The 25240-nt window shown below is 36.0% G+C and carries 17 protein-coding genes; 14 read left to right on the plus strand and 3 right to left on the minus strand.

The window, feature by feature from the left end:
* Positions 1-34: 34 nt before the first annotated feature.
* The 8 genes from ACMAYS_RS03760 to ACMAYS_RS03795 all read left to right on the plus strand — a co-directional run bounded on the left by ACMAYS_RS03760 (position 35) and on the right by ACMAYS_RS03795 (position 13274).
* The gene (locus ACMAYS_RS03760; RefSeq protein WP_412462770.1) at positions 35-2215 is read left to right on the plus strand and encodes a hypothetical protein; all 2181 of its coding nucleotides are present in this window, start codon (positions 35-37) and stop codon (positions 2213-2215) included.
* 191 nt (positions 2216-2406) lie between these two features.
* A complete protein-coding gene (locus tag ACMAYS_RS03765) occupies positions 2407-7416 on the plus strand; it encodes a hypothetical protein (protein WP_412462771.1) in 5010 nt (1669 codons plus the stop codon).
* 144 nt (positions 7417-7560) lie between these two features.
* Positions 7561-8625, plus strand: a complete 1065-nt coding sequence (locus ACMAYS_RS03770) for a hypothetical protein (protein WP_103216852.1) — start codon at positions 7561-7563, stop codon at positions 8623-8625.
* A gap of 85 nt (positions 8626-8710) precedes the next feature.
* Complete coding sequence (locus tag ACMAYS_RS03775) at positions 8711-9475, plus strand: hypothetical protein (protein ID WP_412462772.1); 765 nt, start codon at positions 8711-8713, stop codon at positions 9473-9475.
* A complete protein-coding gene (locus ACMAYS_RS03780; RefSeq protein ID WP_103216850.1) occupies positions 9476-10408 on the plus strand; it encodes an endonuclease/exonuclease/phosphatase family protein in 933 nt (310 codons plus the stop codon).
* A 67-nt stretch (positions 10409-10475) separates the two neighbouring features.
* Positions 10476-11759 carry a S8 family serine peptidase gene (locus tag ACMAYS_RS03785; RefSeq protein ID WP_412462773.1) on the plus strand — a complete coding sequence of 428 codons (1284 nt, stop codon included), beginning with the start codon at positions 10476-10478 and terminating at the stop codon, positions 11757-11759.
* 101 nt (positions 11760-11860) lie between these two features.
* Positions 11861-12625 carry a hypothetical protein gene (locus ACMAYS_RS03790; protein ID WP_103216848.1) on the plus strand — a complete coding sequence of 255 codons (765 nt, stop codon included), beginning with the start codon at positions 11861-11863 and terminating at the stop codon, positions 12623-12625.
* 67 nt (positions 12626-12692) lie between these two features.
* Positions 12693-13274 carry a hypothetical protein gene (locus ACMAYS_RS03795; protein WP_392991468.1) on the plus strand — a complete coding sequence of 194 codons (582 nt, stop codon included), beginning with the start codon at positions 12693-12695 and terminating at the stop codon, positions 13272-13274.
* Here the strand turns inward: ACMAYS_RS03795 and ACMAYS_RS03800 are convergent.
* On the minus strand, positions 13271-14899 hold the full coding sequence (locus ACMAYS_RS03800; protein ID WP_412462774.1) for a PhoU domain-containing protein: 1629 nt from the start codon (positions 14897-14899) through the stop codon (positions 13271-13273). The two genes, ACMAYS_RS03795 and ACMAYS_RS03800, sit on opposite strands and share 4 nt — an antisense overlap.
* Positions 14900-14928: 29 nt before the next feature.
* Positions 14929-15255, minus strand: a complete 327-nt coding sequence (locus tag ACMAYS_RS03805; RefSeq protein ID WP_103216845.1) for a hypothetical protein — start codon at positions 15253-15255, stop codon at positions 14929-14931.
* Positions 15256-15555: 300 nt separating this feature from the next.
* On the opposite strand from ACMAYS_RS03805, the gene ACMAYS_RS03810 reads away from it, so the two are divergent.
* The 5 genes from ACMAYS_RS03810 to ACMAYS_RS03830 all read left to right on the plus strand — a co-directional run bounded on the left by ACMAYS_RS03810 (position 15556) and on the right by ACMAYS_RS03830 (position 22114).
* Complete coding sequence (locus tag ACMAYS_RS03810; RefSeq protein ID WP_146037768.1) at positions 15556-16452, plus strand: hypothetical protein; 897 nt, start codon at positions 15556-15558, stop codon at positions 16450-16452.
* A 71-nt stretch (positions 16453-16523) separates the two neighbouring features.
* Positions 16524-18170, plus strand: coding sequence for an ABC transporter transmembrane domain-containing protein (locus ACMAYS_RS03815; protein WP_412462775.1), 1647 nt, complete (start codon positions 16524-16526; stop codon positions 18168-18170).
* A gap of 8 nt (positions 18171-18178) precedes the next feature.
* Positions 18179-20302 carry an ATP-binding cassette domain-containing protein gene (locus ACMAYS_RS03820; RefSeq protein WP_412462776.1) on the plus strand — a complete coding sequence of 708 codons (2124 nt, stop codon included), beginning with the start codon at positions 18179-18181 and terminating at the stop codon, positions 20300-20302.
* Between the two features lie 22 nt (positions 20303-20324).
* The gene (locus ACMAYS_RS03825; protein WP_412462777.1) at positions 20325-21128 is read left to right on the plus strand and encodes an HlyD family efflux transporter periplasmic adaptor subunit; all 804 of its coding nucleotides are present in this window, start codon (positions 20325-20327) and stop codon (positions 21126-21128) included.
* A 2-nt stretch (positions 21129-21130) separates the two neighbouring features.
* Positions 21131-22114, plus strand: a complete 984-nt coding sequence (locus tag ACMAYS_RS03830; protein WP_392991461.1) for a hypothetical protein — start codon at positions 21131-21133, stop codon at positions 22112-22114.
* A 31-nt stretch (positions 22115-22145) separates the two neighbouring features.
* On the opposite strand, the gene ACMAYS_RS03835 is transcribed toward ACMAYS_RS03830, so the two are convergent.
* The gene (locus tag ACMAYS_RS03835; RefSeq protein ID WP_103216839.1) at positions 22146-23477 is read right to left on the minus strand and encodes a S8 family peptidase; all 1332 of its coding nucleotides are present in this window, start codon (positions 23475-23477) and stop codon (positions 22146-22148) included.
* 223 nt (positions 23478-23700) lie between these two features.
* Here ACMAYS_RS03835 and hemC point away from each other — a divergent pair, with 223 nt between their 5' ends.
* Positions 23701-25230 carry a hydroxymethylbilane synthase gene (hemC, locus tag ACMAYS_RS03840; RefSeq protein WP_412462778.1) on the plus strand — a complete coding sequence of 510 codons (1530 nt, stop codon included), beginning with the start codon at positions 23701-23703 and terminating at the stop codon, positions 25228-25230.
* Positions 25231-25240: the final 10 nt, after the last annotated feature.

The following is a 25240-nucleotide window of genomic DNA, read 5'->3' on the forward strand; positions in this document are numbered from 1 at the left end:
GATAGTGTAAATTACTTTATACTTAAGTTAAGAGATGAAGAGACTTTTTAAAAATATTTTCAATACAGTGCTTATCGGTACATTGGCCTTCAATGCGATGGCCTCTGATATGTGTACAGATCTTGAAAATGAAATCTCTGCCATCCATGAAAAACAAGATCAAATGAAAAAAGATGATAAGGCGGACTCTCCAACACTTATCGAACTCAAAAAAATTCGCGATGCTCAAATGGCACAAGTAGTGGCCTTGAGATCATTAAAGAAAATTCGTAATGAATACCTAAGCTTTAAAAAAGAAGCCGAGGTACTTGATGTCGCTAAACTCTTTGATACTAATACTGCACAGGCGCTAAAAGAGCTTGAAACACACACTCAAGCTGTGACAAAGTATGCAGTCATTCACTCGACTGTATCGGCCTTAGCAAAGAAGCAAGCTGCAAGTATCGCTGAGAATAACAAAGAAGAAAATGCTTTCGTAAAACTCTTTAATCATCTTAAAGATGGAAATGGGAAGGATCTCTACTCTTATGTTAAATCTGCGTGTCGTGGCAGAGATGCAAGCGTACAAAAAGAATGCGAGGTCTTCAATGATTTCACAGGAAACTTTGAGATGGATCAAGGCTATGAAGATATGGCCAAGGATACAATCAATAACTATGGTGTAATCTTACAAAAAATTTATGCTGGAAGTGCAACAGAAAATGATGCAAACAATTTCCTAGAAGCTCACCTAGAGGCCCTAAAGGACGATACTGTTAATGTTGCATTAACAACGACAAAAGAAGGAACTCCTTCTATAAAAATCAACACTTCGGGCAATAGCTTAAATTTACTTTCGCACAACGATCAATTAAAGCATTACTACGAAAATACAATTTTAAAATTATACGAAGACACTTTTGATCATAACAAAGATCCAAATATCTTTAATACTGAAAAAGGTTCTTATGCTTCCTTCTACTTAGATAGTGGTATCTCTGATCAGTCATTTAGTGACTTATCTTCAGCACTGACAAGTCTAAAGAGCTGTCGTGTGAAAATAAAAGAGTGTGACGCGAGCAAAGACTTAGAAAAAATAAAAACTGCTATCAATGACTCTAGAGCGGCCATTGGTAATTACAATACACTTGATAGCATTTCACTCTACCCTAGCGAGGAAGAGAAGAAGGCCGACGAAAAAAGAAGAGATGATCTTAAGAATAAAATTCATTCATTCTTAAAAGATGCTAATGATAAAGTATCTGCCTTAAACAAAACAAGTAAGAGTAATCATAACTTTGGTGAAATTTTAGCAGATAATCTCGCAGAGCTTTGCCCTGGAACTCCGGGTGGTTCAACGACAGATATTTTATATGGCTGTGTTGAAAGTGAATTAAATGACGAAGCTTTAAGTCAAAAGATAAAAGAGCGTGAAGAAGCGCTGGGTGACGTTGAGAAGCAGATTGCAGCAATTTTCACAACAAGACCAATGAAGGACTTAGAAGTTCTAAAGGCCCTTAACTTAAAAACTTATAAGCTAAACTGTAGTGGCTTTAAAGAAGCTAATATCTCTTGTATGCCAGCTCTTGAAACGGGTAATGAAGGTATTTCGATTCTCACAAAACTAAGTGATGGTATCGATGATAAGATTATTACAGAGGATTACTCTCGCTACTTTTATGGTGAGCAAGAGCCTAATGATTTTCGCATGACTGATCGCTACCTACTAGATTACTGCCATGAAAAGAAAAACAAGCGCTGTAATGGAGCTGTTGTCGAAAATGGTGCAAGTGGAAATGATGAGGATAGCCGTGGCGACGAGTTTGATTATGCCTGTCGAGCTCTTCATGTTCGAACGTGTAACTTAAAAACAAAATCATTTGCCGATAGTAGTGTTGAACTTAAAAGTAATGAGTACTTCGACTGGGACCCTGTCTCAGAACGAATGGTCAAGCGCCAGCACAGAAAGAGCTTCTGGCCTCAAGTTGCGATGTATGCTGCTCAGAATTCGTATGCCTTCATTGGGCCAATGATCTCTACTCAGCAATTAAGGGCCCAACTTCCTGGATACATTTACACGGGCCGAGTTCAACAGCAACAACTCGCCTATCAACAACAGTACTATGATTGGTACATGGAAAAGCTTGATCTCTCTAATCAGAGAATGTTTAGTGGAAGCTATAATCCTTTCTATAGCTCTTACGACTTCTACGCCAATTATGGCTATGGATTTTAGAATCTGCTAAAACACACAAAAATTTGTCGTCTCATTCAGTTCGCTCCCTTACCAAAGTGCTAAAAATGCTCCTTATTTCAACAAGTTATCTATAAGTAGGTATTTCTTACCTTTTCTTTAATATCAACAGGTTAATATAAAGAAAGGCATCGAATTTCACGAAAAGTAAATGGGTAGGAAAATGTAAACCAATGAAATTTAAAGTAAGTTTACTCACATTCATAAGCACATTGATGCTCCTTACTTCATGTATGGAAGCGGCCAACAATCGCCGCTCTAATCTAGATTCAAACGACTCAGAACAAGAGTCATCAGATTATATTATCGAAAATCCTACGAATCCTTCTTGGTACGCCAAAGGTCAGTATGTCGATGGTGCTCTAACACTAAATTCCAGCGACACAGGAAGTATTTATCTTGTTGGTGGCATTGTTAATAATTACATTGTTTCACAAGATAAAAAGAATTCAGTGTTCTGTTTAGTTGGTTCTATTAATACTGCTAGCTCTACAGGAGTGGATAAGAAGTCACAAGTTAGATTAATGGCCACGCCAATTAAATCAAGTAAATCACAAGAAACAAGCTTAAGAATTAATGTTGCCAATGCTGGTGATAATGCTGCTTTTTGTGGTGGAGATAATATCGTAAGCTACACAAGCTCTGGATCTTCAGTGCTAGTTGACGCAAACGAGGCCGCTTACAGCCTTGCTACAATTTGCCCAGAATGTTCAACAAGTTTTACAACTATTGCACTCACTCTTCATGAGTCGGTAGCAGGTGTTCTAAAGCACTCACCTGTTCCAAGTACTTCAGTTAGCCTGTCGAATCTTTCTGTCACAATCAATGTTAATGGCTCATCAACAACACCTGGTGGTAGTTGTACAAATACTTCATGTCAGCAACAAGGCTATAACTGCTGTCTAAACGGACAATGTGTAATCGACGGTGAAGTTAGACCTGAAACAGATCAAAATAGTTCAGAATATAAAACAGCTCTTGCTGAAATCTTAGAAGATGCAAATAGTTTTAAAAATTATCCAGAACTCTTCTATGTCTGTCCTATCAACGTTAATCCGGGAGAGGATGACGATGATTCAAACGATGGCGATCCAATTGATGATGCAAATCAACAGCTATTAAAAGATATCGAAGATTACAAGTGTCTACTTGGTCAGCTCGATAGCTGTGATCCAAATCTTGATAGTGTGCGTGTGAAAGTATGGCAAAAATGTGGTTGTTCATTTGAGCCAACGTATATTGGTGGAGAACTTCAACTAGACTCTCGCTGTATTGACTACGGCCTAAAAGCTGAAAAGGACGCCAATGGTAATATTTTAAATATTCAATGTGATATTCCAGTAATTGAGAATGAAGACAGGCCATTTCAAAACCTATCAGTTTTAGTTTCTGGAAAGAGTGCTCCTCACCGCTTCTTCTCTCTAGCGGGAACTCCTTATGATGATTTATCAGAGATTCCAGAGGGAACAAATCAAGAAGGCGATACATTCTACTATCTTGATGATGCAAACAAGGCAGGCCCTTTAGAAACGTCATATAATATGAACGCTGTTATTGGTCAGATGACACTTGATCTTCAACAAGCACAACCGGCCAAGGCCTTAGATGTCGAAGTTGATAAAGTTTATATTGTCTCAGTAACAAGTGGTTACGCTACTCCTTGCCCTTACTGTCAACAAGATGCTTGGCAAAAGGTCTTTAGCTCACAGCCAGAGACAGCAAAAGGCTATGGGTTAACTTGGCGAGGGTATACAACTGATCGTGCCCAAATCGGCAGTAATACAACTTACGGAAATTATGAAGATACAATTTTTGGACGTGCTTGTTGGGTCCCTCCGACTATGCTACCGAGTTCACACATAAGCTATGCAGATGCAGGTGTGCAAAGAAGAAACCGTCTAGAAACTCAAGCGGCAATGTATGTAAACGGTTACCAAAGAGATTGGTATGGTTTTAATCAAGGTGCCCTTATTGGTTCATTTGATGGAGTATCTTGGTTCTCTGTTGGAGCAGGAAGACGTGTACGTTCGACAACGCAAAAACTATTCTTAGCAATTAATGCTCCTTTTGCGGATCTTGCTCAAAACACAAATTATACAGTTTCTGTTGTCGAAGATCTTGGTGGTCAAACGGCAGCAGATTATGACTGGGACTTCTCAAAAGATCCTTCGGCCGCAGGTCAAGGGTACGGGGCAAGTTGCCAGTATATGCATGCTTGTAATGTTGATAGCGATTGTGTTGCAAAACTTGGATGGGAATATGCCTGTGCTCAGGTAACAGATGTGAAAACCAATTGGCCAAAATTTGATATTGATGCATTTGAAAGAAATAACTATTCAAGAGAAGGAGTTTCACTCTCTTCTATTTTAAATACAAATATTAGTAGTGGTCAAAATAAGAGATGTGTTTACCGCGGGGCCGGTTCACTTTGTAAATTAAGCCCGACAACAAATGTTAAAAAGACAACACACTCAAAACTTTTAACTTGTGCTCCAAACTTCTACTGTGCGGCCCTGGACTCTGCAAGTTTTTCAAAAGAACTAATTCGCTCACCTAATGAGCCGACAGCAATCCTTTACGGACAAGCTGCAAGTATTCTTGGACGACCAATCTCTTACAGTAACCGCGGCGAAGAGCTGCCGACAAATATTCAACAAGCAATTGCTGCAAACCTCTCAATATATGCAGCTACTGGTACCTATGGGCCAGGAGATGTGGGCCTTTGTGTTCCAGGGCGCTCAACAGATACAACTAATGGATTTGAAAGTCGTCACGAGTCTGAAGATAATAAGAACCGTACTGATTATATTTCTCAAATAGCTTCTTGTAATGAAGATGCTACAGGCTTTAATCGTACCCGTTCATGTCCAGTATTCGACACAGACGGAAACTATGTGACTGTAGAAGATGCTACAATCAATGTTCCATCAGTATTACAAAATATGTGTTCAGCGGCTTCTGTTGATACAGATGAAACATCATCTTTCAAATCAATTGAAGCTGGTTTAATTAAAGATATCCTTCAGCTTCAAACGGAAACACTCGCGGCCAACGCCTGTGTTAGAAGAGCGGGAGCTGTTTGTCATACTAACTTAGACTGTGGTCCAAACCGCCTTCATGCTGATGTGGCAAGAGGACTCTCTCCTTCTAGCTTTGGTGATACAATCGCTGAGCAAAAGTACTGGGAAGAAGAACTCGTTTGTGGCCAAAGTCAACAAGAGCCTCTTTTAAATACGATTCTTGCGGGTAGTTACTATAACTATGATATGGGTCAAAACCGTTGTTGTCGTGAAATTTCGAAAGACTTCACGATGTACACACAAGTCGAGACAAATACATCATTTCCTGGTTATGACTCACAAAATGAGGTTCTTAATACGAGAACAACATCAAATGTATCTCCTGATGCAACAGGACGCTACTCTCGTTACTCAGCATCTGAGACATTTAATACAAGCTCAATTGAGATGAAAGTAGAACCGGGAGTTCTTCCAGATAATGGTCAGGCCCTTATTATTAATGAAACAGGACGCTCAAATTGCTGTGGTGGTGGTTTCATTAGAAAGTTTGAAGATGGAACAAATAACTGGACAGCTGGTGGACGCCTAAACCTTTCACCAACAAAGCTAGCTTGCCTTAACTATTCAATGAAGTCATGGCGTGAAGAGCTTCAACCTCTTTACCGTAATAACTGGCTAATGGAATACTCTTTCATGAGTGCTATTGGTGGTTACCGTACTTATAATGGAGAAGTAGGACAACCATTTGTTTGGCTAAGACCAGGTGATCCTATTGGAAGTATTCAGGCAAATATTAATGCTGACTCTGCGGCAGTACCTGAAAATATTAATACAACTTCACCTATTGATGGCCGTATTAGCTTCTACCCTGCCGATGAAGAAGGAACTCTATTTAATACGAAGATAGCATTTGGACTTTACCAGAATACTGGTTTTAATGACACATTCAATGCCCCGTATTCGCCAGTGGTTGTAAAACCGGCAGGATTCAATAACCCTATTGCCCCTGCACTTGGAGCTGATGATCTTGAGCAACAAACGCTTGCGATTTACATCCCTGACTATGTTAATGGTGCATCGATTAACGATGTTATCCTTAACTATATTACTGATCCAGATGCGACGGACTTTTCAGACCTTTCAACACACGATGAAGCAGCAATGACTGAAGTTGTCTGCCCAAGTGTAGCAGGTGCCGAACTAGCACTGGCCTCAATTAGTCAGCCGGCATACTGTACTGTTACTGAAAACAACTTAAGATACATGTTCTTTAGAATTAATAATGATCTTCTGTCTGCTCCCACACCAATGCAAATTGGATGGGTATCATTTAGGTACAATTTCCCTGCGAGTGCTTTTGGGACAATTCCAGGTGGACAAAAATACTACGAAAGTATCTTCGAAAGATATGAGTTACTAGGTGTTCCACAAGTTACTTATGAGGCCATTCGTTGTAATGATGAGAAGGCCAATCCTGCGGCCCACACTTCAAATGAAGGACGACTAGTTGAAGGTATCTATAATGAAGTAAGTGATCCGTTCTTTACTGATCCAGATAGAATTCCTGCAACAGATCCAAATATTGGAACAGCTGATGCAATTGATAATCAAGTATATTACAAAACAGATGGTTCAACGATTGCCCTACCTCAGATTTTTGCGGCCAACGACTTTAAGTGTTGTTCAAAGCTAGGGACAAACGTTACAGACCCAGGCTCAATGTGTTGTTCAGGCTTTGGTGTCTTAAATGAAGATAATACTTATGAGTGTCGTCTACCTAGTGGGACAAATATTAACACTTATCTAAACTTATTTATCTCATCTGAAGGTATCGTAACAGAAAGTGCGGATATGTCACTTGATCCAGAAAAGCATTATGATCTAAGAACAGGATTTCCACTTGTTGAGGGTGCCAATGGTGATCAAGTAAAATCTAAACTAAATCAAATTGGTAACCGCTTCTGTCAACTTGGAAAAGTAAGAACAGGTAGCGCCTTTGATAATTACTATCCTCAACCGGCGGCCGGCTACTTTACTGAAGACACTCAGTTAAAAGGTTATAACTCAATTGTCGACTCAATGGATGACTTAACTGCTGATGACGCTAACTACTCAAGCTTTATTAAAGGTTTCCGTTGGAATCATCACTTCTATTGTGAATAAGTTTCATACACTGTTCATTTAATAGACAGTAGTTTCTTCAAACACAACGAAAATTCAATATCTTGCCCCTTCTGTTTTTTGGCACACCTATTGCTTTATACATAGTATCTAAACTTAAGAAATGAAAAACCAAATGGGGAAACTATGAAAAAGCAAAATCTATCAACACTGATTAAAGTTGCCATCTTCACTGGATTAATTCCACTTTCTGCTTATGCAAATATTTGTACTATTGTAGAAAGGAAGTTTGAAAGAAAAGGTTTTGAGAAGATTAGTGACTTCGATAAAGACTTTCAAGAAAGATACAATAAATACAAGGATAGATGTGATCTAGAAAAATATAAGATTGCTGAAGAGAAGTTTCAAAAGAAACAAACAAATATCGAAAAAGATGAAAAGAAGCATGCTGACTTCATTAAAGACCGTGAGTCAATTGAGCTTTCAACAGAAGATCTTAGAGACTACTATGATAACTCACCTATTATCGCATACCGTGCATCACTGAAATATAAAGTATTCGAAGGTAATAAAGAAATCTATCTTCAAAAAGTTTCTGATGCTGATGCCATTTGCCAGAATATCCTTGGTGACAAGAAAGCTAAAGCAAAAAGTGCACTTGTTTCTATCGCTGAAAAAGAGCATATGGGTCAAGTTCAAACACCTCAGGATGTAAGTGATCAGCTAGAATCAAGATTTGATGGCGCTGGCTCATCTGCCGCATTTAAGATCACAAAAAGAGGTATCTTTGATCTTGGAGACAATGTTGAATCAGGAACAGTTACAGAAGACTTTGAAACATCAAGAAAAGAGCGTATGGAGTTCAATGCTGATCTAAGAGTTCTACAGGCCAATGGAAGCATCTCAACATTTGCAAGTGATATTAGAGCACTAGAGTTTACTAAAATTGAGTGTGTTAATAATCCTGTAAACGACAAAGATACTTTAGAAGACATTAAGACAAAGACGACAATTGAAACAAGAGTAAACTCTGCAAAAGTTGATAGCGATGAAGATGAGCAAAAAGTAGTTGTAAAATTTGAAGCACAAGAAAAACAAAACTTTATGGCCCAAAAAGGTAATAGTGATCGTGTTAATCCAAATCAACCAACGATCAACGATATCAGAAGAGGCGAAACTACAGAAAAGTATACAGTAGATGATCAGATTGACTTTATCCTAGGTGGATCAGTTAACTCAAGATCACAATAATAAATCCCCCTCCCCCCTTTAAAGGCCCGCATCATGCGGGTTTTTTTGTTTTGAGAAATATTCCAATTCCATATACAATTTAGATATGAAAAATTATTACAAAGTGCTTCTTGTTGCCACAATCAGTCATTTCTCAATGGCCCTAAGCCCTCCGCCTCCTCAGGCGCAAGTTATTGAAGAAGTAAAGTTTGAGCCGCATATGGTGGAGCATCTTATAAAAGGCTGTCCAGAAAACTCTGAATGTAATTCGCAAATGGGAAAAATATCAGAAGACTTTAAGCAAACTTTTTTAAAGGATAGCTTGATCAAGAAGAAAGAATTCGCAAACAAATATGGTCTGCCTTTCACTTTCTGGACAACTCTCCCTAAAGATAAAAATACAATTACCTATCAATCAAAGTGTAGTTTTCATCATCCTCAGAAAGATAAATTTGGAAAAATTGTAAATGACAGGCAGCCTATTTATGAAGGAATTAGATTTCTAAAGAGCACGAAGGAGCTTTCAAACAATCAAGATATCCTACCTAATATCATGTTAAGGCAAGGGCAAGATAAACCAACGATCATCCCACGCCACTCTATTCCATTTTATACAAATGGAGCGGCCATTTACTTTCAACAAGAGTATCGCGGGGTTGATTTTAAGTTTAAAATAGAAAATGAAAAGGTCTCCCTCTTCACAGATAAACTTCAAAACTATGAGATACAAAGTGGAGCTTGCAGCGAAGAGCTCTTAACTAAGTTTAAGGAAATTAATAGTCAAAAGCTCTATCAAAGTGCATATTGTAAGCTTATCTATGATGCAAAGGCGAAGAAGTATTTTCGCTATATTTTTGGATGGAGCTGTTAATTGCAACAGAAACAATTAGAAGAAATTGAGCTTTGTGTTTACAACCTAGAAAATCTATTTATAAAGGATGCCTTTGATCATCCTCCAAACCTAAACTACTTTAAATCACCACTAAATCTCAATCAATTGCGTACAGTTTTTAGTGAAATAAATGCTGATATTTATGCTCTAACGGAGATTGGTTATATTGAAAGTCTTCATTACTTTAATGAAAATTACCTTTCAAATGAGTACGAAATTTATCACAACCAAGGAAATAGTGATCGAGGAATTGAAAACGCCTTCTTAGTTAGAAAGGGCCTGCCTTTCTATTTTGAGCATCTCTCTCACACTGATAAAGAGATTGATTTTATCTTGCACGATGAAGATGAAACAAATTACTTTCTATCACGTGACTTCTCTCACTTAAGAGTATTTAGCGATAAAGAGAAAACAAAACATATAATGAGTCTTTTGAATGTTCACTTAAAGTCCCAACGAGATGATTCCGGCCATGACTTTAGATCAGTTAGAAGAAGAAAGGCCGAGCTTGAGTTACTTGTTCACGTCTATAAACAAGAATCTTCACTCTTTAAAGAAACCCCTGTCATTTTATGTGGAGACTTTAACGGTAATGCTTCGAATGAAAAAACAGATGAAGAATTTTTATCACTATACTCAGAAACAAATCTTAAGGATGTACTTGGAATTTTTGAATTACCACTAGAGTACCGAACAACATTCTATCAATTCGTTGGCCAAGCGGCCCACCCTCTTCAACTTGATTACCTCTTTATTGATGAAAGATTTAAAAATCAAATTGCAGATGCTGCTGTCTATCGCTACCGCAACTCAGTTGGAAAGGTTTTAGGCCCGCCGCGCAAACGATCGGATATATGGAATAATCCCTCTGACCACTACCCTGTGTACGCAATTTATAAACTATTGAAATAAGATTCGAGAATTGATGATTTACGCGATGCAATTGCAAGGATGAAAAAGATCATTTAATAAATTCTCTATGCATCAAATTAAACAACACATCTTAATCTGGCTTTTTGCGTTACCTACTTTTGCAGCTTCTGTTGTTGCCATCAGTGATAACCAAATTGATATCAATCATATTGATCTTAAGGATCATCTTTTTTCTAATCGCCAAGAAATCGAAAATGGTAAAGATAGCGACGCTAATGGAAAGATTGATGATCTTAATGGTTGGAATTATATCCAAAACTCTGGAAAGGTTTTTGATGACGGCCTTATTGGAACTTTCGACCCAAGAGTTTTTGAATACTATGAAATTAGAAAGAAGAAGACACTAAAGACGGCAACTGAAAGTGAACTTAAATGGTACACGGAAATTAGAAAAGACGACGAGTTTATGGAAAGCAGAGATGAGTTCTCTTCATATACGCACGGCTCTCATGTTGCATGTCTTGCAATGAACACAAAAACTTTGCCGTACGAGCTAAAGTCAGGAGATCTCCAGTATCTTCCAATTCGCTACTTAGGAGATGATCCGAAAGGTCTATTTGCTAAGAAGGAATTTATTCCTAGCAAATATAGTAAGTCATATCTAAAGATTAGAAATATCGAAAGATACTTAATGTACTATGAAAACTGGATGATTTCTAAAATGAGAGAAACTGTTAAGTACTCGTCTAAGTTTTCAAATATCTACCACGCATCTTGGGGGCAAAGCTGGGAGCCGGCCTATGATATGATCAACGGGCTCTTCCAAGATGAATTTAATTTAAAAGAAAAAGAAGTTAATGATAAATATGAAAAGCTAATCACTCAAATGCGTGATAGCTATATGAAAGGACTGATGGACAAAGGTCTAGAAGTGGTAAAAGCATATCCTAAAATGCTTTTCGTATTTTCTGCTGGAAATAAGAAAGACGATACGGACTCTTTATTGCATTATCCATCTTCAATTATTGCAGAAAACGTTATTTCTGTTGCCGCAATTGATGAACACAATAAAGATAAGGCCTATTTTTCAAATTTCGGAAAAAAGACTGTGACAATCTTTGCACCAGGAGTGGCAATCAATTCATGCTCACCAGGCGATAACTATGTTCCAATAAATGGAACTTCTCAAGCAGCTCCACAAGTAACAAACACGGCCGCAATGATTTATGCCATGGCGGACTTTTACAATAAAGATATTAATGGATCTTTTGTAAAAGACATACTGGAAGACTCGGCCAAAAAGCTGAGTACTTTAAGTAATCTTTGCACAAGTGGCGGACTACTCGATCAACAAAGCGCTCTAAGCCTTGCACGTTACTATTTAAAGTAAAACCTATGCTAAATTTTAGCTGAAATTTCATACGGAATGAGCATATTTTGCCTAAACCTCTTATCTATTTTGACGATAAGAATAGATAAGAGGTGGATCATATGAACAAATTAGCAACTTTAATCTTACTATCTTCATTAATGAGCTGTGCGAGTAGTACGCACCAAACTGAATCAATTGAAAGCAAAATTGCAGGCTTTGAAGATCGCTCAGATAGTGAAGTTAATCCAATCCCTTCTTATAAAATTAGAAGCTTTAAAAAGAAGAGTCGTGGCCCAGCGAGTGTTGGTCAAGAACTGACTAAAGATATCTCTAAGCTTGATAATAAGAAAGTCTACTTTCTTTCGCTTTATGAACAATACTTAACATTCTCTGATCTCTACCCTAGTTTTAAAAAAGACGTTAAAACATGTGCTTACTTTCATCAAGAGTTTAGCTCATATAATGACAAACCAAAGACTTGGAGTTATCAGCTAAGAGAAGATATTGATGACAATATTGAAAATGTGGTTTGGCACCTTCCATATGATGGAGAGAGAGCAACAAAAGCAACTCTTCCTCTTGCAATGAAAGAACATATGGATCGTACATATTACGAAATATCAAAACTATGTGACAATGGTTTCTCTGATAATTACTACGTTTTCGAAAACTATATTTCGTTAGCAAAAAGTAATAAAGTTTATGCAGGAACAAGTGAAGGTGCAAACTCACTAGTTAAAACAAGTCTTGTTTTTAACAAATTACTAATCGACAATCTTTCAACAAAGAAGAAAGTTAATATCGGTCGTGGACTAGCTTCAAAATCAGAAGATATTGAGTATACGGAAATTTCTTTTAGAAGAATGCAAGCACTTTGGTTTTAGGAATCTTTAACTAAATTAGGCCTTACCGACCTTTTAATTAACTTTAAGTAGAACCTATGATGTTCATATGAAAGTTCTACTTTTAATTCCCCTATTCATTATTGCATTGCTATCTTGCAATCAAGATCACCCCAAGCAAGGCCGCTTATCAGAGATAACAAGAAATTTTTACGAAATCCCTTCATTCTTTGATATCGAGATTGTCTCAATTGATATACAAAGTGAAGTCTTAGATCAAAATTACAATTGCTACGAATATAAACTTGATATCAACCTTAAGGCAAAAGAAGACCTACTAACCCTAAGACCGAATCGTCCATTTGGAAAGTATCGAATTAGAACAACAAAGGGTGAAGAGTTCATTCCCATCACAAATACAAAAGTTGAATTAGAAAAAGAAATTAGATACTACGAAGAGCAAATAGATCAGGTAGCTCTTATCAGTCAATGTGTACGAATGCGAGGTAAGAAATGTATTCGCTACAGAAAAGTGAAGGCCTCTCGTCGCCATAAAGAAAGTATGATTGATCGAAAAATAGCATCAACGAAGAAGTTCTTTCCTTTCGCAATAAATAAGAATCAGAATACTATTGTAAAAGAGCTACCCATTGTTGTTTGTAAGAATGAATTAACTAATAAGTGGAATTAGATAACACCAGTTAAGAGTAAATAAACCTCTCTAACATTTGCACGAACCACAGATATTGATGTCATCATATCCGAATAATAGATATGCTTTCTTCCATCTTCATTGTGATGAACTTTCGCAAAATCTTCTCTTTCAGTCATAAGGTGCCTCTTGAGTTCACGAGTACTAACAATGACCTCATTAATTTCATCTTCAGTTGCAATCTGTCCTTTATAGACTGAAATACTTCTTTGATAGAGAGATTCAACTTCTGAAAAGTAATTTAGAAGACGATCGGTTTCATCTGCTGATAGCTTCCAATTTTCGTAATACTTTGTAAGCATAGTTGTAAGCTTATCTAAGCTATCTGCTAATTGTTCGAGGTCAGAGGCGATCTGCATAAGCTTTATAGCATTGCGACTCTCAACTTCCTCTGCACCATTAGCAATTACTTTTGAAATAAAATCATTAATTTCAAGTTGAATATTATCAATAATTTTTTCATAATCTTTAATTTTTGCCAGAGCACGGGCCCCCTTAGTAGGACTTTCAATATACTCGTGGCACTTCTCAAACATTCTTGAAACAATATCTAAAAGCTTACCAATTTCAAGTTCGACTAAAACATATGCCATTGTCGAAGAAATATGTCTTCTTTCGCCAAGGAATTTTAACTTTGGACGATCCTTAAATTTCGCATCCGGATACATTCCCTGAATAAGTTCCGCCACAATATTCTTAAAGAAGAAGTAATTAAGGATTGCCAGTGAAATAACAAAGAATTGCCCTATGACAACAAGACTAACCGTTCCAACTGTTGTTTCAACATTATGATCAATGATCACAATTAATAAGAAACTAGCAAATGTGGCCACTAAGTAATGGACTAATGGATGGAGGGATAAACGAATTGCAAGAGGTCTTGCAACTTTTCTTGCCGTATTAAAATTTATAAAAAATGAACTTAGTGTTGAGGCGCAAATAATTGAAAAGCAAATACTAACAGGAAAAACTTTTGTGAAGATCATGACCACTGCGATGGCCAATGTCATCGTTTGGCTTCTTAAGATGAACGATACTAAAGTTCCAAAAACAAATCCAATTAGAAGGTTTGTAAATAAAGAATAATCAACAAATCGAACAACAATATCTTGAACAAGATCCCAAGTTAAAAGAGAGACAAGACTCTCATGCATTACCGATACACCAAGAAAAAGAAATGCTAGTCCAAATAGGAGCTTTGTTAGCTTTCTCACAAAGCGTTGTGTAAATACCAGACCAAGAATAAGAGCAAAGGCCATAAGATTCAGACCTATCTCCTGTCTTGAAAGCATTAGAATAAGAAAGATCGTAACGGCCCCAATGACAGAGCCAAAAAGCATAGGAATTACTCGATTCTTTTTAATCAAGTTGGCATTAACAAGACCTACCGTCACGATATTGGCCATTGTTGGTGAGAATGCTAGTAGACTCAGCCTTGCACCATTCCAGAAATTGACGACAAAGTTCTTTCCATCAATATCTGAAGCAATATGTTTGATAGCACCAGAACCCAGACTCTGAATACCTGCAGAGATAATTCGTTGTCCGTAATAAAATATAGCGAGTCCTGAGATAAAAAATAAAACCGTTTGCAAGTATTCCATGACTTATTAAATATAAATCCTTGTAAGATTTAAGAAGTGGCCTTGGCCACCCAGATAGGGATAATAATGTAGAGTATTGTATCTCGGATCAGATAAAATAGGAAAAAATAAATAAAAGCTTTTGGGCCTTTATTCCATAATCCTTCAATCCCCAAGTATTGAATCTTCTTAGACATTGCCACCATAAATTTTGTTTTACCATAGTGGGTAATGAAGAATGAAATAGCACCATCGACCTTGCGATCAAATGCCAGGAAAGGAGCCTTTAGTCGCTCCAGTAAGGACTTTAGAACAGTTTTCTGCTCTGATTGCTTATTCTTATCTACTTCGTTTGCATTATTAGTAACTGAGCTCATGATAAGCACAAATTAGCAGAGAAAAACAGTGGTGAAAAGGATTTTAGGAATCTTTGAACAACTATTAATGACACCATATAGAATTTCTATTGGCCCAGAATCAAGATATATAAGATAGTAATATTATGGAAGAAGATATTGACTAATACACTCAGACAATACAAATTAGCACAATATCTCACAAAAAGAATTAAGACGAATAAAGAAAAACAAGGTCTACAATTCCATGACACTTTTGGGTACCGATTTGGGTAATCTAAGTCACAGGGATTTTAGACGACACAGTGCAAGGAAGATTTTTTGCTACAAAAAATACACCTATTAAACATTCAAACTAAGAGTGAAAATATACCTACTCACCTGCTAAAAATGCCAGGTGCGTTTGTTCTTATTACATGTCAAAGAACAATCATCCTAACAACTACTGAATTCAGTGATGAAGACAGACAACTAGGACAATACTACTTTGGAAAGAAGGCCTATCACTTTCTACTAGAAACTATTTGTGGCCTACAAAGTAAGCTTAAGGGTGAGAGTGAGATCGTTGCCCAATTCAAAGAAGCATTCTCAAATTATTTAAAAGAAGATATTCGCTCTTCTCTAATTCTTAGAGTCCTTGAAAAACTATTTAAGGATGCTAAAGAAGTAAGAAAAGAGCACTTAATTAAGATTGGTCAACAATCTTATGCAGGTATTACAAGAAGAATCATTCAATCAAAATATGACTCTGGAGATGTTCTAATTTTAGGATCAGGACAATTAGCAAGAGATTCTATTAAGCACCTAATGAAAAAGTATAATGTTTATATTAGTGCTAGAAACCCAGAGAAAGTACAAGATATCATTAATGATTTTCCAAATATCAATATCACTGCTGTTGGCTGGAAGGATTATAACGAATACTTCAAGTTTAATAGCTATGTGAACACTATCGGATGCTCAGGAAAGATCTTTGCTGAAGAGTTCTTTGCTGGCCACTGTCCAAATAACTCAATCTTTGTCGACCTTGGCTCACCTTCTGTAATTGACACAGAATTTGACAAGAAACAGGGTGTTTATCGTTTAGGAGATATTCTTAATCACGGTAAAATGCTAGATGAAGAAAAGATTGAGAAACTAGACCAAGCGAAGATGGCCATTGAATCTCTTGTTGAGAAGAGAGCTAAGCACTTAGCTACAGTACGCGCAAATCTTTAGTATTAATTAACTCAAAAGCACCGTTATCTAAGTCGATCTGTTATCTACAGTAATTTACTGTAGGAGACGACATGGAGATTAATAGCTCAAATCGAATCGGACATATACCGCTTAGTACACTTAAGTGGATTCGAAAAAACTCAATTGTATTCGATAAAGAATTTATTTCTTTAAGAATGCTATTGCTACTTAGTCTACTCATCAATATTACATCCTTTGCACTTCCAATTGTTGTGATGCAAATCTATGATCGAATGATACCAAATCATCGAACAGCAACAGCGATTATTTTATTACTTGGACTAACTCTATTCCTAATGGCCGAAGCAGCTCTAAGATACTTGCGCTACTATATTATTACCTTTGCAGGTGCCCGATTTGAAAGTAAACACTCACAAGAGCTGATTAAGAAAACAATTACAGATTCAGATTTTTATAATGTTGGTGTATTTCAGTATTCCTTAAAAGAGATTCAAAGAAATAAGTCATTCTTTGCAGGACAAGGGATAATTACATTAACAGAGCTACCATTCTTATGCCTCTATTTTGGATTCCTTTTTTATATAAATCCGTTTATGGCATTAATTCCATTTTTTACACTGTCAGTTTATATGATGACCTCACTCTATTCTTTAAAGAGGATAACTAGAATAATCCAACTCAAGCACATAACTGATATTGATCAAAATAACCTACTTTATAAAATTCTCGATAATCTTACTGTGATTAGAAAGTTTGGTAGAATTAAACTATTTAACAATCAATTTAAAAAGAAACAGGCAAGAGTTGCTAAAAATAATTATCAGCTTAATTGCTATGAGCAACAGTTAATTAACCTCGGTCAATTAACAACACAAATTACATCTGTTGCCGTTCTAGCATTAGGAGTTTATCTAGTAAGAACAGGACAAATAGGAATTGGATCACTTGTTGCTTCACTTATTCTGGCCAATCGATGTGTAGCACCAGTCACAAAAATATTTCAAGTATTTAAGAAAGTACATGAGGCTAAAGTCATGTCTGATGTAATTATTCATCCAACAAGTTCAGCTCAAGCAAAAGAAAAACAAAAGCTAGAAAGTGTTTATTCGATGGTTATCCCTATTTATATAAGAGGTAAAAAGCACGAAATTCCATTCATGAAGGGCGATACTATTTCATTAAAATATCAAGACAAGGATACAAAGGAATTCTTATTTGCACCTAATTTGAAGGCCATCACAAAAAAAGTTTATATAAATGACTATAAGTTATCAGATGTTGATGACTTAAGTCTTTACCAGAAAATTGCAATCATAAACGCAAAGCCAAATATATGGAACGGCACAATTAGAGAGAACATCACTTCTTTTGGTCTAGTCGATGAAAAAAAGGCCCAAAAATTCATTAACATTTTGGGGCTTGGTGAAATAATTCGAAATCTTCCAAACGGACTTGATACAAAGCTGACATCAGAAGTTGAAGATAATATTTCTGATGAAGTAAAATCATTAATCTATATAACTAGACAGCTTGCACTGACACCAGAGATTATTGTTTTAAACGAATTTGAAGCAGGAGTAGATAGAGAAAACTATATTAAGGTATTCGAATATATTGCAAATATTAGAGAGTCACGAATTATATTTATCAATACCAGAGATCAAAACTTACTTAAGTTATGTAATCGAGATCTTTTGAATAATCGCATTGGCGAAATAGATACTTACTTGGCCTAGGGAGAATTATGTCGAATATAAAAATGATATTTCATAATTTAATGGAACTTAAGTATCAAGATAATTACAGCGAAGACGTCAATGAAATTTTGATGTCTTATCGGCATATGAGAGAAGTTGATCTTATTAACTCACTAGCATCGATTGGGTTAAAAACTGAAAAGCTAAAAATCAATCTTAAAAATATTGAAAATAGTGCGCTTCCATGTTTACTAGTTGCGGACCAATATATTGAAAACTTTTGCAACAACGGAGATCATCTTATACTTAGCTATGACATCAACCTAGAACAACATTATCTAATTAATGATCATGACTTAAAGAGACAAGTAGACATCGAAAATTTCTCTATCAAGTATGCTCTATTTATTAAACAAATTAACCATAACGAACTCGATAACGAAGTAATTTTTAGAAATACAGAAAAGAGTTTCCCAAAATGGATCAAGGCTTTACTTCTTCGTTTTAAGAAGGAATTCATTACTGTAATTTCTATTTCACTACTTAATACAATAACAACAATAGCATTAGCGCTCTACGCAATCATTATATATGACATAATGATTGATGCAAGAGACATGTCATTTTTCATACCGGCAACAACAGGTATTATGCTACTACTTGCAATAAACTTCACTGCTCGAAATATTCGATCAAATATAATAACCTGGTGTGTTCAGCGACTAGATTATATTCTCGAAGTTGCCATACTTGAGAAAGTTTCAAATATGTCAGATCATCAAAGGGAGTTAGAGAAGATTGACTTTCAAAACAATCGATTTGAAGAGATTAGAAACTCAGTAGAGTTTTTATCATCCGAAAACTTTTTAAAGTTAATTGATATATTATGTAATACCCTACTCATCTTTCCAATTATCTTTCTTTCTTGGCAAGTAGCTTTACCTACTCTAATTTTAGCTCCTCTCTACATTTTTATTTATCTATACAATATTTCAAATATCAGATTGAAGCAGAAAGAGTTTGATAGTTTAAATGAGAACAAGAACAATCTCGTTGATGAACTTAAAAGAACTTCAGAAGAAATATACCTTGAGAATCTCTTTCCAGTCTTTAGCACTCGCCTATCCTCACTTAGTTCCAACTCATGTTACAGAGAACATAAAACTAAAATGCATTCACAGAAAACATACCTCTTCTCATATTGTTTTATGGTTGGTGTTGCAATTATCTCAATAGCAATTGGTCTTAATTTAATTTGGAATCAAGGCCTAGAAGTAGGAAGTTTCTTTGGGTTAATGTTCTTACTATGGCATCTCTTAACACCAGCTCAGAAACTCTTAGAACTGCTACAAAAAACAGATACCGTTAACTCTTCATTTAAAAAGCTACATTATCTCCTATGCTCAAAAAGTGAAACTAGAACATACCGATCAATTGAAGATCTCTACACTAAAAATTTTGAGATTCAATTCAAATCAGTATCATTTCAATATCCTGACACTCTAGAAAATATCTTTGAAGATGTGAACCTTACAATAAAGCAAAATGAAATCTATGGTATTCATGCAGGCATAAACTCAGGAAAAAATGCTTTTATAAAACTACTTAATAAAACATATCTACCAAAATCAGGTTCAATACAAATAGGAGGAATTGATCACCGCCAATTTGATACTCTCTATTTGAGACAATATATCCTGACTTTAAATCTCAAAAAGTCCTTGTTGAAGGACATGAGTATTTACGAAAATATAAAATACATTAACCCGCTTATTTCACGTGAAGATATTATGATACACCTAGGTATCTTCGGTGTTGGTGAGTTACTTGAAGAAAATGGACTGACAATAGATACTCCTCTTAGCGGTTCAATGAAATTGAAATTATCAAACGAGCTCTATTCGACTATTGTTCTAGCGATACCATTTTGCACTCAAGCAAAAGTAGTTCTTATCGAAGATATCCCTTCAAATATGATTAACGAACAATTTAAATTATTAAAGAAATTCTTGAAACTTTCCAAAGGTAATTTCTCTGTTATTTTCTGTAGTGAACATAAAGAGATACTAAAAGAAACAGATAATATAATTTATATGGCACCTGGCTCAAAACTTTCGTCTGGAAGAAAAGAAGAACTTCTAAATATCCTCGAAGAAAGTGCACTTGTATAGAAAGATGTAAGGAATGAGATTTATGAAAGAACAAAAAAAAATATCTCTTAAAAATATCTCAGATTATGAAAAGCAATCCGACTATATTGGACAAGACATTCTGCTAGAAGAAGCAAGGGTACCACTAGCGACAAAATCGATGATCCTACTCTCTTGCTTTACTCTTATTGCTTTTTTTGCATGGATATCGTTTTCGACGGTAAATGAACTTGTAAGTGGTAATGGAATCATCGAATCAACTCGAAATATTATCACTATTCAACATAATAAGTCAGGCATACTTAATGCACTCTATGTTATGGAGGGACAGTATGTAGAGGAAGGAGAACTCCTTTATACACTTGTTGATGATAAAACAAAGAAGAAGGATAACACTCATTATATACGTTCAAACACAAGAGGAATCATAAGAAGCGTTATGATAGAGGCCATTGGACAAAGAATTTCAACAAGACAAAGTATAATGAGACTAGAGCCTATCGCTGACAGTGTCACAGCATCTATTGAAATCACTCCCGATGATATTAACTCTATTCAAGATGGAATGCCTGTTCAGCTAAAGTTTAAAGTTGGCAACAGGTATGAAACAATCCTAGGAGAGATTACATCGATCTCTTCTAATACATTTTACTCTAACGATGGTAAGGCCTACTACCAGGCCAAAGCACTTCTCTTTAAAAATCACCTTGGAAGAGACCCTAATAAGAATTTAATTTTACCAGGTGTCAAAATAAGAGCGGATATCTTTATAACTGAAAGAAGTATTCTGTCTTATTTAACAAAACCTCTAGAGTCCTCACTTAACTATGCATTAACAGAGAGATAATTATGTTTAAAAAACTACAGCAGGCCATTCAGGACAACATGTCAGAAGCAAGTAGCAGTGATAAGTCTCACATGCCAGAACATGAGACGAAAAAACCTAAGATACTTATCATAAGCAATAATAAATATATCACTGAACGCTTGATGCAAGTATTGGACGACACTTATGATATTATACAGCGAGATAAAGTTGAAATGATCATTCAAATCTTTGCAGATGTAAAAAAAAATGACGTTGATCTTATTCTCTTCTATGACTCAAGCTTAAGTAAAGACTTATCAATCTTTTCAATGCTAAAAAAGTACCCCAGATTCTCAAGTGTTCCAATAATAGTCTTGGCACAAGAAATTACAGAAAAGAGAAAGTCACACTATTTAAGCAATGACTTAAATGATTTCATTGATCTTCAAAGTTTCTCTAACATTAAACAGTTAATTAACTCAAAAATAAAACTTCAAGCTAAGATAAAATCTATTATTAATTATTCTCTCAACCACAATAGTGGGCTTGATATCGTATCAAACGCACAAATGCACATAAGAACACTAGCTGATGTTGCCGGATGTGCAAGAACATTAAAGCTATTTACAAATTCATCAATTACTCAAGAAAGGGCATTTTTTGAAATTATTCTAAACTCTCTTGAGCATGGTCAACTTAAGATTGATAAACTCGAGCGAGAGAAAATAAAGGCCAATGGGGACTATGAAAGTTATCTTGATATCTTATGCAATAGAAATAAAGAGCCTGTTATTGTGACATATGAAAAGCTAGAAGAGTCCTATCGCATCTCTGTCATAGATGGAGGAGATGGTTTTGAGTTCAAAAAATACCTAAAGGCAAACCTTAGTAACTCTATCAAAGAATCTGAAAAAGGAATTGCTATTGCCAATAGTACTAAAGGAATCGAGTTAAATTATATTGTTCCAGGAAATATTGTTGAAATTAATATTCCACATCAGGAAAAGTTCAAACTTTGGCACTAAAAAAAAGGCCCGTTATTAACGGGCCATTATTTTAAAGATTTTCTAAAGCAGAAAATAAATCGACAACCCCGCCCGTTAGGATATCTCCATCCATCGAAGACTTGGCCGTTACACTATTCATTAAAACATTTTTTAATTCAACTGCTGTTAAGTAAGGGTGTCTTGAAAGTACTTCTGCGGCTACACCTGTTGTATTAGGAGAGGCCATTGAAGTCCCTGACATATTTCCGTAGCGATTTCCAGGAGTCGTTGAATAAATTGATGATCCCGGGGCCGCAACATCAACACTTTTAACACCGTAGTTTGAAAAATAAGAAAAGCGACCATAGCGAGTTGATGAAGCTACAACTAACATCCCTTCACTTTCATAAGAAGCTGGATAAGTTAATTTTGTATCAATATTTTGTGAGCTATTACCAGCACTAACAACAACAAGAGTGTTATATGTTTTTGCGATATAATCAATTGTCTCCTTTACCAGCATTCCACCTTCATTATGTGACTTACCAAAAGAGCAGTTAATTACTTTTGCACCATTCTTTGCCGCATAAAGAAAGCTTTCCGCAATATCGACATCTGTTTCATCACCATAGCTTGGAACTGAACGAAGTCCCATAATGCGAACATTTGATGCGACACCTGCAATACCAACTCCATTATTTTGTGTTGCTGCTATTGTTCCTGAAACGTGAGTTCCATGTGAATGGCCATCCATCATATCCCCTGTTGCATTCCCTTCACTATCACGCTCAAGTGTATTGATTCCGTGAACATCATCGATATAACCATTACCGTCGTCATCAATTCCATTGCCAGGTATTTCCTTAGCATTGACCCACATTACATCCTTAAGATCCTCGTGGTTATAATCAACACCTGTATCAACAACTGCGACAATAATTGGAGCATTAGATTGTGACAATCCACTATCCTCATAAACTCTATTAACACTCATGCCATGCTTGTCAGCATCTTTAAATGCCCATAACTTTGAAAGTTTTGGATCATTTAAAACAGAGCTATAAATCTCATCTCCTTCTTCAATTGATTCTGACTCAAAAGATTCAACCGGCATTGGAAGAGGCTCACGTTTTGAGAAAGTATCAAATTGTGCATCAAGAATATTTTGATGCGCTCTTAATTTATTTAAAAGTGACTCATCCCCATTTGTATAAAGAACATATGTGGATTCAAAAAAGTAAACTGATTTATTTATTCCCTTAAACGCCGGAATATCTTTACCATTCTTTAACTTTACAATAATGCGTTTTGGGTTGATGTTAAGAGACGATGCCTTAGCTGTGATGTTAAGGAAAAAACCTAATAAAATTAGGACTGTTCCTATTAAGATCGATCGATTCATTTGCAATTCCTTTTGCTAATAAAATTTCAATGACTTAAGTGTATATATAAAAAAACGATATAAAAAATGTCTTTTTCTTACATTTTCACTCGGAGATGGGACCAGTTTAGTTAAAAATCAAAGATTAGACTCATCGCGCATGCTTGGTTTTAATGACAATTTCATGACAAAAAAGTAAGTTATCTAATGTATTTTACGTTCACACCATAAACAAGGATTTATTTTGAAATACATCATCGGAACACGTGGCTCACTATTGGCCCTGACTCAATGTAATCAAGTAAAAGATCAACTTGAAGAACTAACTGGTGACGAGTTTGAATTAAAGGTAATTAAGACTCAAGGTGACCAGATTGTTGATAAGCCACTTTGGCAACTCGAAGGGAAAGACTTTTTCACTAAAGAATTAGATGCGGCCCTACTACAAGGTGAAATCGACTTAGTCGTACACTCATATAAAGATCTTGGAAGTGATAGACCGGAAGGAATAAAGCTAGCAGCAATATCGAAACGTGACTATGCTTACGATATTCTCCTAATAAAGGAAGAGACTGTTAGTAAGTTAATGGCCAAAGAACTAACAGAATTTGTTGTTGGAACTTCTTCTCCACGTCGAATTGTTAATATTGAAAGCTCTCTATCGGAGTTCTTGCCTTATGGAGACAATGTAAAAGTATCAACAAAGATGCTTCGTGGAAATGTAAACTCACGTATTCAAAAACTTAGAGATGACAACTACGATGCGATCGTTCTAGCAATGCCTGGTATCGAAAGACTTGCTATTACTGAAAGCTCAAGAAAAGAGCTTGAGGTTCTACTTTCGGGAATGACTTATGCTGTTCTACCTCACAGTCAATTTCCAGCAGCCGCTTCTCAAGGAGCTCTTGGAATTGAATGTCTAGAAAACCGTGATGACAACGGAGTACTAGAAGAAAAACTTTTTAAGCTTCAAGACAAAGATACAGCAAGTGAAGTAAGCCGTGAGCGTAAAGCATTTGCAAGCTATGGAGGCGGTTGTCACCTTGCAGTTGGTATCAATGTCACAAAAAAAGGTGATTATTATATTCATACGCATAAGGGAAAGGTTGATGACAAGGTAATCTATGAAAGACACCTTGAAGGAAGCTTCCCTGCACCAGCCTCTAAGGCAAAGGCATTCATTGGCCTTCCGCATGCTGACCACAGAGAACAAGAATATATCTATTGTGAGTTAATCCACAAAGAGGCCCTAAAGAATGCACGCGTTCCAAATAACGACGTTCTTCTTTCTGCGCGCTATGGTGTAAGCCTTCTAAAGAATCACGGTAAAGCTGTATATACTGCTGGTACTTCAACTTGGAAGCTACTTGCTCAAAATGGCCAGTGGGTTCATGGATCATGTGATGGCCTAGGAGAAGACACACTAGACAAGATTCGCAGCTCAAAAGCCATTGAAGTTTTAAATGGCCCTAAACAAGAGCTAACAATCTTAACACATAAAGACTCTTACTCTGACTATGGACAAGTATTTGAATCATATGAAAAGAGCAATAAAGAAATTCGTGAAACATTCTTAGATGAGCTTAGACAGTGCGATGTATTCTTTTGGACTAGTTACTCACAATACAAAACTTATGTTGAACACCTTCCAGAGTTAAAAGACAAATTTCATGCTTGTGGACTTGGTAAAACATTTGAACAACTTTCAAAAGAAGGCGTTACTGTTCGTCCATTCGCGAGTATGGAAGAATTTAAAGCTTGGCTAAAAAAATAAATATAAAAGG

Source organism: Halobacteriovorax sp. RT-2-6 (assembly GCF_047085025.1).
Taxonomy (GTDB): domain Bacteria; phylum Bdellovibrionota; class Bacteriovoracia; order Bacteriovoracales; family Bacteriovoracaceae; genus Halobacteriovorax_A.